General features: G+C 70.3%; 12 protein-coding genes, 1 tRNA gene and 1 riboswitch. Of the genes, 5 read left to right on the forward strand and 8 right to left on the reverse strand.

The genetic code is table 11. The annotated features are described in order from the left end of the window. Window positions 1–75 precede the first annotated feature (75 nt). The 3 genes from AB0C59_RS32920 to AB0C59_RS32930 form a co-directional block, all read right to left on the reverse strand. Window positions 76–1284: a cytochrome P450 gene (locus AB0C59_RS32920; RefSeq protein ID WP_363011186.1), complete on the reverse strand. Its 1209-nt coding sequence runs from the start codon at window positions 1282–1284 to the stop codon at window positions 76–78. Between the two features lie 429 nt (window positions 1285–1713). Further along, on the reverse strand, window positions 1714–1878 hold the full coding sequence (locus AB0C59_RS32925) for a hypothetical protein (RefSeq protein ID WP_363011188.1): 165 nt from the start codon (window positions 1876–1878) through the stop codon (window positions 1714–1716). Between the two features lie 16 nt (window positions 1879–1894). After that, the gene (locus tag AB0C59_RS32930) at window positions 1895–2635 is read right to left on the reverse strand and encodes a hypothetical protein (protein WP_363011189.1); all 741 of its coding nucleotides are present in this window, start codon (window positions 2633–2635) and stop codon (window positions 1895–1897) included. A gap of 321 nt (window positions 2636–2956) precedes the next feature. Here AB0C59_RS32930 and AB0C59_RS32935 point away from each other — a divergent pair, with 321 nt between their 5' ends. After that, complete coding sequence (locus AB0C59_RS32935; RefSeq protein WP_363011191.1) at window positions 2957–3163, forward strand: hypothetical protein; 207 nt, start codon at window positions 2957–2959, stop codon at window positions 3161–3163. A 499-nt stretch (window positions 3164–3662) separates the two neighbouring features. Here AB0C59_RS32935 and AB0C59_RS32940 read toward each other — a convergent pair whose 3' ends face one another. The 3 genes from AB0C59_RS32940 to AB0C59_RS32950 form a co-directional block, all read right to left on the reverse strand. Next, complete coding sequence (locus tag AB0C59_RS32940) at window positions 3663–4955, reverse strand: divalent metal cation transporter (protein WP_363011193.1); 1293 nt, start codon at window positions 4953–4955, stop codon at window positions 3663–3665. Next, window positions 4952–6298 carry a CBS domain-containing protein gene (locus AB0C59_RS32945; protein WP_363011195.1) on the reverse strand — a complete coding sequence of 449 codons (1347 nt, stop codon included), beginning with the start codon at window positions 6296–6298 and terminating at the stop codon, window positions 4952–4954. Before AB0C59_RS32945 ends, AB0C59_RS32940 begins: the two co-directional genes overlap by 4 nt. Window positions 6299–6642: 344 nt before the next feature. Then, window positions 6643–6814, reverse strand: a riboswitch (M-box (ykoK) riboswitch). Between the two features lie 268 nt (window positions 6815–7082). Further along, on the reverse strand, window positions 7083–7256 hold the full coding sequence (locus AB0C59_RS32950) for a CsbD family protein (protein WP_363011197.1): 174 nt from the start codon (window positions 7254–7256) through the stop codon (window positions 7083–7085). 139 nt (window positions 7257–7395) lie between these two features. On the opposite strand from AB0C59_RS32950, the gene AB0C59_RS32955 reads away from it, so the two are divergent. Continuing rightward, window positions 7396–7566, forward strand: coding sequence for a hydrophobic protein (locus AB0C59_RS32955; RefSeq protein WP_171154443.1), 171 nt, complete (start codon window positions 7396–7398; stop codon window positions 7564–7566). A 773-nt stretch (window positions 7567–8339) separates the two neighbouring features. On the opposite strand, the gene AB0C59_RS32960 is transcribed toward AB0C59_RS32955, so the two are convergent. Continuing rightward, a tRNA-Arg gene (locus tag AB0C59_RS32960) sits at window positions 8340–8415 on the reverse strand. Between the two features lie 437 nt (window positions 8416–8852). Here AB0C59_RS32960 and AB0C59_RS32965 point away from each other — a divergent pair. Beyond that, window positions 8853–9488 carry a helix-turn-helix domain-containing protein gene (locus AB0C59_RS32965; RefSeq protein ID WP_363011199.1) on the forward strand — a complete coding sequence of 212 codons (636 nt, stop codon included), beginning with the start codon at window positions 8853–8855 and terminating at the stop codon, window positions 9486–9488. 126 nt (window positions 9489–9614) lie between these two features. Here the strand turns inward: AB0C59_RS32965 and AB0C59_RS32970 are convergent, their stop codons facing one another. Continuing rightward, complete coding sequence (locus AB0C59_RS32970; protein ID WP_363011201.1) at window positions 9615–10889, reverse strand: M6 family metalloprotease domain-containing protein; 1275 nt, start codon at window positions 10887–10889, stop codon at window positions 9615–9617. A gap of 376 nt (window positions 10890–11265) precedes the next feature. Here AB0C59_RS32970 and AB0C59_RS32975 point away from each other — a divergent pair, with 376 nt between their 5' ends. Both AB0C59_RS32975 and AB0C59_RS32980 read left to right on the forward strand, forming a co-directional pair. Further along, window positions 11266–11910, forward strand: coding sequence for a helix-turn-helix domain-containing protein (locus AB0C59_RS32975; protein ID WP_363011203.1), 645 nt, complete (start codon window positions 11266–11268; stop codon window positions 11908–11910). A 380-nt stretch (window positions 11911–12290) separates the two neighbouring features. Beyond that, window positions 12291–13832 (forward strand): MFS transporter, encoded by a 1542-nt coding sequence (locus AB0C59_RS32980; RefSeq protein WP_363011205.1) that lies wholly within the window; start codon window positions 12291–12293, stop codon window positions 13830–13832. Window positions 13833–14060: the final 228 nt, after the last annotated feature.

Genomic DNA, 14060 nt, shown 5'->3' on the forward strand with positions numbered 1-14060 from the left:
GTCCCAGGCCCTCACGGTACGCGGAGACGGGGGAGCGCGGGGTGCGTTCGACCGCGCGACGGCCGGCGGCGCTGCTCAGGCCGTGACGCCCTCGATCGCCACGGGAAGGTGGCGGGGGCCGCGCAGCACGGCGTTGGCACGGTACGGCGGCGGGTCCTCGAGCAGCCGGGAGAACGTGACCCGGCGGAACAGTTCGGGCACGGCCAGATGGAGTTCCATACGGGCGAGCGGGGCGCCGAAGCAGTAGTGGATGCCGGTGTAGAAGCCCAGGTGCTCATTGTCCTTGCGGTCGGGATCGAACCGGTCCGGGTGCTCGAAGCGCCGGGGGTCGCGGTTGGCCGCGGCCAGCATGAGCCAGACCGGCGAGCCCTTGGGGATCACGGTGTCGGCGACCTCGATGTCGGCCAGGGCGGTGGTCCACGGCACGAACTGGACCGGGGGCTCGTACCGCAGCACTTCCTCGATGATCGGTACGGCCAGCTGCGGGTCCTTCCGGAACCGCTGGAGGACGTCGGGGTGGCGCAGCAGGGTGAGGGTCGTGTTGCTGATCGCGTTGACGGTGGTCTCGTGGCCGGCGACCAGGAGCAGTACCGCGGTGGCCTCCAGGTCCGCCGGTGTCATGTCGGGGGCGAGCGCGCTGAGCATCCCGGGGCCGGGGTGGCGGCGTCTGGTCTCGATCAGGTCGGTCAGGTAGGCGCCCATCTCCTCGCGTGCCCGCTGTGCCTTCTCCGGGCCGGAGTCGTCGCCGGGGTGGGGGTCGAGCGACGACGCCAGGGCGTCGGCCCAGACGTGGAAGCGCGGCTCGTCCTCGCGCGGCACCCCGAGGACCTTGCAGATGGCGGTGACGGGAAGCGGGTAGGCGAAGTCGTCGACGATGTCGACCTGGTCCTTGCCGTCGAAGGCGTCGAGCAGTTCGGTGACGGTCCTGGCCAGATCCCCGCGCAGTCCGTCGAGGAACCTGGGGCTGTGCGGGGGACCGAACGGCCGGTTGATGGTGTCGCGCAACCGGTCGTGCACCGGCGGGTCGGTGAAGATGAAGCTCGGCGGCAGCCCGGACTCCGCGGCCGGTTGCCCGGGGCGGGCGTAGCCGGGTGGACGGTTGCTCGTGTCGTTGCTCAGCCGCGGGTCGGTCGCCAGGTTCCGCACCTCGTAGTAGGTGCTGACCAGGTAGGTGCCGTCGTCCTCCCGCCTGACCGGTTGCTTGCGCAGTTCCGCGTAGAGCGGGTACGGATCGGCCCGATGGGCGTAGTCGCTGATCTGCGCGGAGAGGGTGCCGGGCGTCATGGTGCCTCCTGCAGGGCTCCGGGCGGCACGGGATCGGGGATCAGGCATGCGGCGACCCGGTGTGCGGCGATCCGGCACACGGCGGAGACCACTCCACACGCCGCTCGCCAGGCGCGCGTGCTCCGCGTCCGGGTCCAGGCCCCGCGCGGCCGTCTGCCCCTGTGGGGTCGGCATGCCTCTTCCTCAGGATGGGCCTGCCCGCCCGGCGCCCGCAAGGCGAGGGCGCCGGGCGGGCAGAGGCGCCCTTCGGCCGACCACAGGGCCCCGGACCATGATCGGTCCGGGGCCCTTCGCGCGGTGCCCCGGAAGGCTGCGAACCGCGGGACTACCAGGTGATGTTGTGCGCCATGCCGTTGAGGATCGCGACAATGGCCAGGGTGAGCAGGACTATCGACCATTTCTGGCCGGTGCTGGCCTGCTGCCACGCGTTCACGGGGTCACCTCCGCCCGCGTCGCGCCGGTGGCCCGGTGCGTCGAGGACGAGGAGTCCTCGCCGGAGTCCGAGGACCACACGGCCATCCCGGCTACGGCCAGCAGCAGGAGGCCGGTCAGGACGGCCAGAAGTACCTTGATCAGGGTGGACGTCGTCGCCATCGCTGCTCCTCGGGGATCAGATGTTCTTCAGGTAGCCGCCCTTGTAGCCCCAGGCGTCGGCGGTGACGTGCTGCCTCTTGTCGATCTCGATGCCGAAGCCCTTGTAGATGATCGACCCCTCCCAGACCACCTCGCCGTTGGCGTTGCCACTGGCCAGCCACGCCTTCGGCACACCGTGTCCGATGGAGACGGCCGCGTTGAAGTTCCGCTTGCCGCAGTCGGCGTGGTCCACCTTGGTGATCGACGAACCGTTGGTGTAGTACTCCACCCACAGGCTCAGCTTCGTGACGGTGACGCCGAAGATCTTCTGGCTGACCGTGTACGTGGTGTTCCACCAGCCGCGGTGGAGCCTGCCGGCCGCGGCCGCGTCCAGGCCCGAGGCGGTGTCGGGGGTGAAGGTGGCGTCGCTGTCGGCCGTGATGTCGACGTCACCGCCGCCCAGGCTCGTGATCGAGTGCATGGGTGTGCCGGGGGTGGGCACGTCGGCGGCCTCGTCGAGCAGGGCCTTGAGGTTGTCCTGGTCCTCGGAGTAGTCGAGGAACTTGACCTCCTGGTCATGGGAGAGGGCCTGGAACTGCTTGAGGGTGTCGCCGGCACCCGGCTCCTTGCTGTCCGCCAGGTTCGCCTCGTACGCGGCGATACGCGCGCCGTCCTTGGAGATGATCGAGGCGTGAGCGGTTCCGGTGCTCAGCAGCGCGGCGGCGGCCAGACCAGCAAGAGCGGTAGCGGTGCCACGGGAAGCTGGGGTCTTCAGCATCGTTGTCTAGGACCTTCTCAAGTTCTTTACGTGTCGGGCTTGTTGTGAAGAGGCAACCACTGGAAGTAGCCGTTCCTCCTCAGGAGAACCTCAGACTTTGATCTTGCGCATGACAAGCAGGCCCGCGGGTCGCGGCGCTCGCGCGACCGTCCGCCGCACCCGCCTTCCCCGACGGCCGCGCAGGCCTTGGGGGGCCTGGGCCGAGCACCCCGCTCCCGGCGGCCGTGTCACCCGAACGGCGCACCATGGCGTGCCACCCGCACGGTCGAAGATCACGCTGGCTAGTGCCCCAACCGAGGTAATCCGTGAAAGGGGAACCACATGCGCACTCGACGAATCCTCGCCGCCGTCCTCGCCACGGCCGCCCTCACCGGACTCGGCCTCACGGGCGCCGCCACCGCCACGGCACAGAGCGCCCCGTCCTACGTCACCCCTTCGCAGTGCCGGCAGGGCGGCGGAACGCCCGCGATCAACGAGGCGGGCAACTACTGCAAGGGCGGCACGCACGACGGAGAGCAGGTCGACTGACCGCCCCCCAAGGCGCAAGGCGCCCCGCAGCCACCCGCCGCGGGGCGCACCCGCCCGAGCCGGCCCGGACCGTAGAGGGGCTCGGAGCAGTACCCGGAGTTCGAGAAAACCGCGTCCAGGTTCGAAGCTCTCACAGCGGGTTTCGAGGACGCATTCGGCATGGAGCTCTTGAGTACCGTTCTCTTCGCCGCTGAAGAACTGGTGACGCCTCCGTCAAGCCCCGAATCGGTAACGGCGTGTATCAGGGCATGGAATCACCGAAAGGAGAGCCTCTTCACGGAGGCCCACATCCAGACAGCGTGGCAGCGCCTGGTCGAGACCGACCTGGTGCAAGAAGCCGAGGCATAACCGGTCCCTCGAGCTTCACCCTGGGCCCCGGTCCCTGGACCTGTGGCACCCGCTTCAGGAGTGGGATCGAATCCGTGCCGGGGTGACGCATGACGCCCTGTGCCGGACAGTCCGCTCACGCACCGCGCACGCATGACGCCCGCGCCGTGGATCAGCCGAGGCCGAACCAGCCGAGGACGGTCTGGACGAGCAGGATGGTGGACATGCCCGCGACGCCGACGACCACGACGGTGGCGCCGATCCGATAGCGGGGACCGTTGGCCGCCGCGCCGAGCACCGAGCGGCGGTTGGTCAGGACCAACAGGTAGACCAGCACGATGGGGCTGATCAGGCCCTGCAGGACCTGAGTGCCGATCAGCAGCTGGATGACGTTCACCGGGGTCATGGCCACCGCGGCGCCGAGCACGATCTGGGCGGTGAACAGGCCGAGGAAGAGCGGCGCGTCGCGGAAGCTGCGGGAGACGGAGCGTTCCACGCCGGCGGCCTCGCCGACAGCGTAACTGGCCGACAGTGGTACGACCGCGCCTGCCAGGGCGGAGGCGCCGATCAGACCGACCGCGAAGAGGAGTTCGGCGTTCTGGCCGGCGACCGGTTTGAGGGCCTCGGCGGCCTGGGCGGCGGAGCCCAGCGGGCCGGTGCCGCCGATCGCGGTGGCGGTGGCGATGATGATGGTCAGGCTGATGACGCAGGCGAACACCGCGCCGAGGACGGCATCCAGCTTGATCAGCTTGTAGTCCTCGGGCTTGGCACCGCGGTCCACGACGCCTGCCGCGGCGTAGAACTGCATGTAGGGGCTGACGGTGGTGCCGATCAGGGCGACGGCGAGCAGGATGAAGTCCTTGCTGGGTTCCATGTGGGGGATCACCAGGTGCTTCCCGACATCGCCCCACCGCGGATGGCCCAGGATCATCGCGATCGGGTAGGCGAAGAACGCCAGCGACATGACGAGGAAGATGCGTTCGGCCCACCGGTAGGAGCCGAAGAGCACCAGCGACCACAGCAGGAACGCGGCGGGTGGGATCACGGCCCACTTGGGCACGCCGAGCAGTTCGAAGGCGGCGCCGATGCCCGCGAACTCACTGACGACCAAGCCGGTGTTGGCCAGCAGGAGACAGAACACCGCCAGGCCGGTCAGGCGGAGGCTGAACTGCTCGCGGATCAGCGCTCCCAGCCCCTTACCGGTGTGGGCGCCGAGCCGGACGGCCATCTCCTGCACCATGACCAGGGCGACGGTGACCAGCACCATGAAGAACAGAGTGCCGTAGGCGAACTGGGAGCCCGCTGAGGCGTAGGTGGCGATGCCGGCGGCGTCGTTGCCGGCGTTCGCGGCGACCAGGCCCGGCCCGGCGATCGTCGCGACCATGGCGAGCCGGCCCAGGCCCCGCCGCCGTGGCGCGGTGGCAGGGGCGGGCGCGGTCGTCGTCGTGTCCAGGTCGCGGGTCACCGCAGGAACCTCCGGAAGTGCAGGCGCCCACGCTCGGGCAGCAGGTGGTCGAGCAGGTCGTCGGCGAGGATCCGGCCGAGGGGCCGGTCGGAATCGTCCACCACCAGGAGCGAGGAGGCACGAGAGGCGACCAGCTGGTCGGCGGCCTCGGGCAGGGGGGTGTCGGGACGTACGGTGACTGGAGGACCGAACTGGGACCGCCAGGTGACCAGGTCGGCCATCGGGGTGGTGTCCTCCGCGACAGCCAGGTCGAACAGCGCGAGGTCGCACAGCAGCCGACCGTTGTCGTCGACCACGGCGATCGCGTCGATCTCGGTGCGGTGCTCGGCCTGTTCGGCCAGCTGCGCGCGCACCTTGGCGACAGTCTCGTCCAGGCGGGTGGTGATCAGCAGGGTGGTCATGGCGCCGCCCGCGGTGCCCTCCCGGTGGGTCAGCAGTCGGCGCAACTCACTGGCCTCGCCGGCCGGCATGCGGGACAGCAGGGCCTCGCGCTCCTCACGGGTGAGGTCGCGCAGGGCGTCCGTTGCCTCGTCCGGCTCCATCTCGTCCACCAGGCGAGCGGCGTGTTCCGGCTTCGCCTCGCGTAGCAGGTTCTCCAGCTCGGCCGGTTCCATCTCCTCCAGCGCGTCGGCGGCCTGCTCCGGCTCCAGCCAGCCCAGCAGCTGCTCGCGTTCGTCGCGGCCGAGGTCTTCGAGGATGTCCGCGAGGTCGGCCGGGCGCAGCCGCTGCAGCGCGGCCCGGGAGGCGCGCAGCCGTACCTCGGGCGGTCCCTCGGTGGCCTGCTCGGCGAACGGAGCCACCGCCTGCCAGTCCAACACCCGCTCCGGTGTCGGCCGCACCTGCCAGCGGCGCGGCCCCAGCCGACGCAGCAGAGTCGGAAGCGAGACATCCACCCCGACCAGCACGATCTGATCGACCAGCGGCGCCAGGTACAGGTCGGCCGCCCGGGTGACCTGGACGCCGTCCACGTCGACGAGCTGGTGGTCGAGGATGTCCTTGCCCAGTAGCACCTCGCCGGGGCGGCGGGAGAAGTCGCGCAGGTCGACGCGGGCGGTGCGCAGCCGTACGGTGCCTGCCTGCACCTTGCCGACGGCGTCCACGGCCAGGAATGTCTGACGGCGTCCGATCCGCAGGATCAGCCCGGTGACCGGCGGATACGGCTCCACACCGTACAGCCGGGCAACGACGTCGACGACACGGCCGACCTCCTCGCCCGCCTGGTTGGTGACCGGACCGCCGATCAGCCCGGCCAGCGAGACCAGCGAAGTGCGCACAGCCTTGGTGGTGGTGGCACGGCGTTCGAGGTGGACCCGGCGGTCGCGGAACCGGGCCTTGGTGGACATGAGCAGAGTGTGAGCAGCCAAGGTAAACACCCCCTTGCCCCGCCATGACGGGGCGGCGGGCGACCCTCGGCAGTGCTCCTCCTCCCCGTACCGGCCGACGCAGGGACGTCAGCGACACGCCTGCGCGCGGCCTGTCGAAGCCGGTGAGCAGGGCGAACCACCGGCTGCGGGCCGGATGTGTCGGTGAGGGACGAGCTACCGCGGGCCGCGGAAGGACGGCGCGGACATCACGAGGAGGGGCCGACTATGGCCCGGACTACTGTCCATGTCGCCTCCTCCCGGTCACGGCCGCGCGCAGGGCGTCACGGTCTTGCGGCAAGGGGCAGCCAGGCGCGTTCGGCCCCGGCACACCCCAACTCGTCAGAGCTTTGGCACTCCACGGCGTGATCCCGGTAAGGGAAGCCACTTGGGGTCACCCCTTAGGTCGGGGAGACCTGTCCTGAACCTGGGCGTCTCTCGACGTCGTGGGGTCAGTGGCCTGTGTCCGTGAAGACGCCTCACCGAACGAGGTGTCTGTTCAAACCACATGAAGACTACGCCCGCACCCACGAGCTTCCCTAATCCATGACCAGTGCTTGACCGGGGGCCTCCGGACGAGGCCCGGCGCCGGCGTTGCCCACCACGGCCACCCGGACCTGATTCCCGTGACTCTCCGCCCTTGAGGAGAACTCGCACAAGACATGAGGCACAGGGCAGGACCGCCTCGGAGGCGGCCGACGCCGAAACACGCAAGGCGAGGGCCTTCCCGGAACAACTCCGGGAAAGCCCTCGCCGAGAAAGAGCGTCAGCTCTTGAAAGCGTCCTTGACCTTCTCCTTGGCCTCACGGGCGTCGCCCGTGCTCTTTTTCGCCTGCCCTTCAGCAGTCGTGCTCTCGTTGCCGAGGGTGCGCCCGAGCACCGTCTTGGCCTTGCCCTGGGCCTGCTCGGTCTTCGCCTTGGCCTTCTCGCCGGCACTCATGAAAACACGCCTCCTCGTCGCTTCGGATTCCGCTGCCGCGGTAGACCCCTGCTGCCCCGGGGTTTCCTTCACAAACAAAGATTGCTTGGTGATTGGGACTCCATCGGCAGGGCACACGGCGGCCAGGAGGTTGATAACTATGGTTCCCCTGCTTCTCGTTCTGCTGCTCGCCCTGATCCTTTTCGGTGCCGGTTTCGCCATCAAGATTCTCTGGTGGGTGGCCGTCGCGGTCCTCGTGCTGTGGCTGCTCGGCTTCGTCATGCGATCCACCAACGCGGGTGGTGGTCGCGGCCGCTGGTACCGATGGTGACCTGACATCGCACCCCTCGCCTGGGCCCGGCCATCGTTGATGGCCGGGCCCAGGCGCGTACGCACGACGAGCATGTGCGTCCTACGCCGGACTGGACGGGGGAATCTCAAAGGCCAACGAGGGCAGGCGTATTACTGTCGAGGCGGGAGGGCCATGCGCGGCGGAACCGGCGCAACCTCCCGGCCCTCCTGCCTCTGACCCACACAGAACTGCTGGCACCGCACCGGGACGGGCAGCAGGAATCGGGGGCTGGAGGCCCAGCACAGGTCACGCTCGTGTTGGTGTCAGCGCCTGCGCCGCGTGGTGTCGCCAGGCCGTCGGACTGTGACAGGTGCGGCAGTGGGCGGGGCGCTGATGACCGTCGTTCGTCGCGTGCGGGCGGTCGCTACGCGGGCGCGGGCGTTTGTCTGTTCGGTAGTGGTGTTGCGGATGCGCCAGACGAGGACTCCGGCGGGGTGGTCGGCGCTGTCCAGTTCTCGCTGTTCGGCTGCGGTTGTGAGTGTGCGCCGGGGTTGGGTGCCGGCGGATTCGGCTTGAGTCAGGGCGGTGGCGAGGGCGGGCCACGCCGGGTCGGTGAGTATTCGCTCGGCTTGTTTCGGGTACGGCTGCCTGCACGATTGCGGCGAGGCGCCGGGTCTCGTCCGGTCCGGGGGCGCGTTCGGTGAGGCGGGCGGTGTGCTGGTAGGCGTTACGCAAACGACCCCGGACGGGGAGTCCGAGGCCGAGTAGGAGCCCTCCCTGGGGGATGAACCCCAGGGCAGAGCGGAAACGCATGGTGCCCCCGGCAGGATTCGAACCTGCGACACCCGCTTTAGGAGAGCGGTGCTCTATCCCCTGAGCTACGAAGGCGGGGCCCTGCGTGAAGCGGGGGTGGACACTCTCCGTGAGCGTTCACCTCTGCCCTGGCAAGGTGAGGACCGCAGCCGAGTGCGGTCCCTGACAGCGTAGCGGATCAGGGTGGCGCCGTGGGGCCACGGCGTGACGGCGCAGCTCGGCTGGGGTGCGGGGCCTTCCTGCGGTGCCGGCACGGGGAGGTGTCCGTCTCGGTCGTCGGGCCTCGGGCGGGGCTAGCCGCGGAGCTGGGCGCGGGTTCGCCGGGAACGGACGCGGGGGTGCGGCCGTGGAGGGCGCGGCTCGGCCCACCGTGGGGGTGGTGGCGGGTAGTTGGGCGACGTGTGCCGGGCCCGGGGGAGGGCGTTGCCGGTTGCGGCGATCGCCTACTGGCTCTAGAAAACCGCATGTACGGTTTGTTAGGCTCCCATCTCCCGGCTGTGATGGAGTGATTGATGGCCAAGCAGGAACGGGCGGTGCGGACTCGCAGCGCCCTCATCGAGTCCGCTGCTGTGCTCTTCGGTCGTGAGGGCTACGAGGTGGTGCCCCTGTCGGCCATCAGCGCCAGGGCCGGGGTGAGCAACGGGGCCCTGCACTTCCACTTCCCCAGCAAGGCGGCGCTCGCCACCGGTGTGCGGGAGGAGGCGGCGCGGCGGTTTCGCCGGATCGTGTCCTCCGAGTGCCCGTCGCCGCAGCTCGGCGGTGCGCTGCAGGCCCTCGTCGACACCAGCCACGCCCTGCTCCAGGGGCTGAGCGGTGACGTCATCCTCCGGGCCGGGTTCGACCTGGGCGAAGGCCTGGAGGCGGCCGGCCGGGGCGAGGATCTCTACGAGTGCTGGCACGCCTGGGTGGACGAGGCCGTCGTACGGTCCGCGCGCGACGGGCTGCTGTCCGACGTGGCGCCCAGGGACCTGGCGGCCACGGTCGTCGGCGCCACCGTCGGCTTCGCCGCGATGGGAGGCCACGATGTGCGCTGGCTGTCACGCATCACGCTCACCCGCTTCTGGGCGCTGCTCCTGCCGCGCGTCGCCTCCGAGCAGGCGTTGCGGGTGATGACGGCCTCGGGGAGGCAGGCGGCGGAGGCGGTGTGACCGGCGCCTTCGAGGGAGGGGAGAGGGGCGAGAGGGGAAAAGTCGTCGGTAAGGCGGTGGGGAGAACCGCATGACCGGTTTGTATCTGCCCTGCCCCCGCCCCTCCCTCCCCCTCGAACGCTTCCGTCAGCGTCGCGTCACCCGCACCCGGTAGTTCCCGGCGGAGTCACGGTCCACGACGTTGACCGTGATCCCCGCCTTCGTGTCGGTGAAGGTCTGCCCCGGACGGTAGGTCGCGTCGGACAACTCGGCCTGGACGTTGGGGCTGCGGGTGCAGCCGCCGCTGTCGGGCTCGGAGTCGGAGACGGTGATGGGGCCGTTGCCCGTGTCGACGTTCGCGTCGACCCGGTAGACGAGGATGCCGGGCCGGCACACCGCGTCGTCGTTCCCACCGCGGGTGCGCAGTTCGAGGGCGTACCCGGCCTTGGGGCTGAGCGGTATGAAGACCATTTTGCGGCCGCCGGGGCGCTCCAGCGGGGTCAGCGTGTACTCCTGGGCCCCGTGCCCGGTGGCGCAGCCGACCTGGGTGTCCCGGAGCCAGCCCAGTTTCCACTTGTGCCAGGCCAGCAGGTCGTTGTCGGCGCCCCAGTCCTCGCTCATGATGTCCCAGTGACCGACCGCGCTGCCGCCGTCGGCGGTGTAGAGGTCGGGCAGCCCGAAGGTGTGGCTGTTCTCATGGGGCAGGACCCGGTACCCGGTCCGGTCGAAGGACCCGGAGCCGTCGTCCTGCCGGCTGTAGATGAAGGACGCGTTGGCGATCGGTACGCCGTCCGCGACCGGGGCGGCGCGGTTGCCCGCGAAGGTCACCGACAGGACGGTGTCCAGGGCGGACGGTCCCGCGTTCGGGGTGACCAGTACGTTCAGCAGGTCGTAGCGGCGGAAGTCCACCTGGGCGTCGGCGGCGGCCACGATGTCCTGGATGAGTCGGCGGTAGCCGGGGTCGAAGGGGGCCCCGCGCTCCATCCCGTACGCCGAGAACGGCCGGGGCATCCGCAGCCAGTGACGTATCGGGGTGGCGACACGGTAGTCGAGCCGACCGTAGGAGCTGGTGGTGAACCAGCGTTGGGTGCGCGGGAAGAACTCCGCGAGCCGCCCGAGCGCGCTGCCCTGGCCGGGCACGTCGGGGAAGTCGACCATCACGGTCAGCGCGTGGATGGTGCCGGTGGACCGGGCGTAACCGGTCGGGGTCGGGATGCCCTCGGGCATCTGGACGCCGCTGCGGCCGTGGATCATGCAGGGACTGAGGGCCGTGAGGCGGCCCGGGGCGACGGGGCCCGCCGTCACGGGGTCCGTCAGCAGACGCCCGGCGCCGGCGGAGGTCGCGATCGCCAGCGTCAGTACGGCGACCGAGGCGAGGGACATGGCGCGGCGCGAGCGTATGCGGCGGCGGTACGGCGGCATGCGGGGCCCTTCGCTCCACGGCAGCCGCCGGTCACCGGCTGCACCCTTGGATTCACCCTGTGTCGCGGGTTCTGGGCGCGCGCGCTGAGGCGGACCGAACGAGGGGTTCTCGGGTCGTCCGGATGAAGTCCGAAGGGGAGCCGGAAGGAAGGGAGGAAATGCCGCCGACGGGGTGTGGTCCAGCTCACACGGAATCGGGGGCGTGGGGGAAATAACCGGGGACCGATTCCCCGTTTAGCCCTGTGTCACAGTGAAACGGGGACTGAGTCCCCGGATCGCGCCCGGAGTGACCCGGAATCCACCGGATCCTCTCCGGGGTCCCACCGGATCCTCCCCGGGTCCATCGGAACGCATCACCTTCGTCGAGGAGTACGCCGTGCAGACCGCAGCCCCCGTGCAGCGCCGAGTGACCCGGCCGCGCGCCGACGCCCTGCGCAACCGGGAGCGGATCGTCACCGCCGCCCGGGAGATGTTCGTCGAGTTCGGCCCCGAGGTGCCGTTCGACGAGATCGCCCGCCGGGCAGGTGTCGGCAACGCCACGGTGTACCGCAACTTCCCCGACCGCGACGCCCTGGCGCGTGAGGTCGTCTGCTCGGTCATGGACCGGCTGGCCGAAGGTGCCGAGCGCGCTCTGGCCGAGAACGGGGACGCCTTCGACGCCCTGTCGCACTTCGTGCACGCCTCCGCCAAGGAGCGGATCGGCGCGCTGTGCCCGATGGTCTCCACGGCGTTCGACGAGAACCACCCCGACCTGGAAGCCTCCAGCGGACGCATCACACACCTGGTCGAGGCGCTCATGGCGCGAGCCCGGGCGGCCGGGCAGCTCCGTCCGGACGTCGGGGTCGGAGACCTGATGATCGCGGTCGCCCAGCTCAGCAGGCCGCCGGCCGGCACCGACTGCCTGAGCCTCGACCGATTCGTCCATCGCCATCTGCAGCTGTTCCTGGACGGACTGCGGGCCCCGGCCCGCTCCCAGCTGCCCGGCACGCCCTCGACCGTGGAGGATCTTCGCAACGCCTGAGCGATGAGCAGATCAGCAGACGAGCAGCAGTAGTGACGTCGGCAGCGCCATCGACGGCGCCGCCGACAGCGGCAGCGGCAACGACACCAGAAGCGACACAAGCAGCGACACCGGCGGCGGGACAAGCGGCCGGCTGCGGTCGGCGCCGCGATGAGTTTCGCGGGTTCGGACCGTCCTCACCCAGGGCGACCGACCCCACGCCGCACGATCGACCACCACCACCCTGACGACAGGCTCCGGCCGTCACCGCCGACGAGCCGCGCCCTTCGACGCCCCTTTCGTCCTCGTTCCCGGCCTCGGGCCCCTTACGGTCCAGGCCCGCACCTCCCGTCCCCTCAACTCCGACACTTCCGTCACGCAGTCCCGAAGTGGGTACCCTCATGTCTGAAACAGTCCGCAACGTCCCGGGCGCCGCCGCGCCGGACGCCAACCGCTGGCGCGCGCTGATCTTCATCGCGCTCGCCCAGCTGATGGTCGTGCTCGACGCCACCATCGTGAACATCGCTCTTCCGTCCGCCCAGACGGACCTCGGCATATCGGACGGCAACCGCCAGTGGGTGGTGACGGCCTACGCCCTCGCCTTCGGCGGCCTCCTGCTCTTCGGCGGCCGGATCGCCGACCTCTGGGGCCGCAAGCGGGCCTTCGTCGTCGGACTGACCGGCTTCGCCGCCGCGTCCGCCATCGGTGGTGCGGCGCAGAGCGGGGCCATGATGTTCGGCGCCCGCGCCCTCCAGGGCGTCTTCGGCGCTCTCCTCGCCCCCGCCGCGCTGTCGCTGCTCGCCGTGATGTTCACGGACGCCAAGGAGCGCGCCAAGGCGTTCGGCATCTACGGCGCGATCGCCGGTGGCGGTGGCGCCGTCGGACTGATCCTCGGCGGCTTCCTCACCGAGTACCTGGACTGGCGCTGGACGTTCTTCGTCAACATCCCGTTCGCCGTCGTCGCCGCGGCCGGCGCGTACTTCGTCATCCGTGAGCCGGAGGGCGGCCGCAACCGCTCGCCGCTCGACATCCCCGGCGTCATCCTCTCCACCCTCGGCCTGGTCTCCCTGGTCTACGGCTTCACCCGCGCCGAGTCCGACGGCTGGAGCGACGTGGTGACGATCGGCCTGTTCGTCGCGTCCGCGGTGCTGCTCCTGGCCTTCGTGGCCACCGAGTCCAAGGTCAGGGCGCCGCTGCTGCCCCTGCGCGTGATCACCGACCGCAACCGCGGCGGCGTCTACCTCTCGCTCGGTCTCGCGATCATCGCGATGTTCGGCACGTTCCTGTTCCTGACCTACTACCTCCAGGTCATCAAGGGCTACTCCCCGGTCAAGACCGGCTTCGCCTTCCTTCCGATGATCGCGGGCATGATCACCGGCTCCACCCAGATCGGCGCCCGGCTGATGAACCGCGTCCCGGCGCGGCTGCTGATGGGTCCCGGCTTCTTCGTCGCCGCCGTGGGCATGTTCCTGCTGGCCCAGCTGGAGATCGGTTCGTCGTACGCCGCCGTGGTGCTGCCGGCCATGCTGCTGCTCGGCCTCGGTATGGGTACGGCGTTCATGCCGGCCATGTCGCTGGCCACGTACGGTGTGCAGCCGCGGGACGCCGGTGTCGCCTCCGCGATGGTCAACACGTCGCAGCAGGTGGGCGGCGCGATCGGTACGGCTCTGCTGAACACCATCGCGTCCTCGGCGACCGTGTCCTACATCAAGGACCACGCCGGCACCGCCACCACCAAGCCTCAGCTGCAGCTCGTGCAGGCGCAGGGCATGGTGCACGGCTACGCGAGCGCGATCTGGTTCGCCGTCGGCATCCTGCTCGCCGCCTCGGCCATCGCCCTGACCCTCGTCAACGCGGGCAGCCCGGCCGGCGCCGCGGTGGCCGGGAGCGGTGAGGGCGAGGCCGTCGAGGACGAGGTGCCGATCCCGGTGATCGCCCACTGACCCACGCGCCTCGCGCACGCCCCACGGGTACCCGCGCGTGCGGGCGAGGGGTGGGGACGCCCCGCCCGTACGCTCCCGGCGGTCCGCCCCGGTTCCGTCCCGCGCTTCGGCGCGAGCCGGGACCGGGGCGGACCCATGTCCGCGCGCTGCGCCCGGCCGCGTGATTTCCGGTACTCCCCGTACCTACTCCCCGTGTTCCCTCGTGCCTTCCGTCCCCCTCGCGCCGGA

The sequence above is a fragment of the Streptomyces sp. NPDC048664 genome, from assembly GCF_040650555.1.
GTDB lineage: Bacteria > Actinomycetota > Actinomycetes > Streptomycetales > Streptomycetaceae > Streptomyces.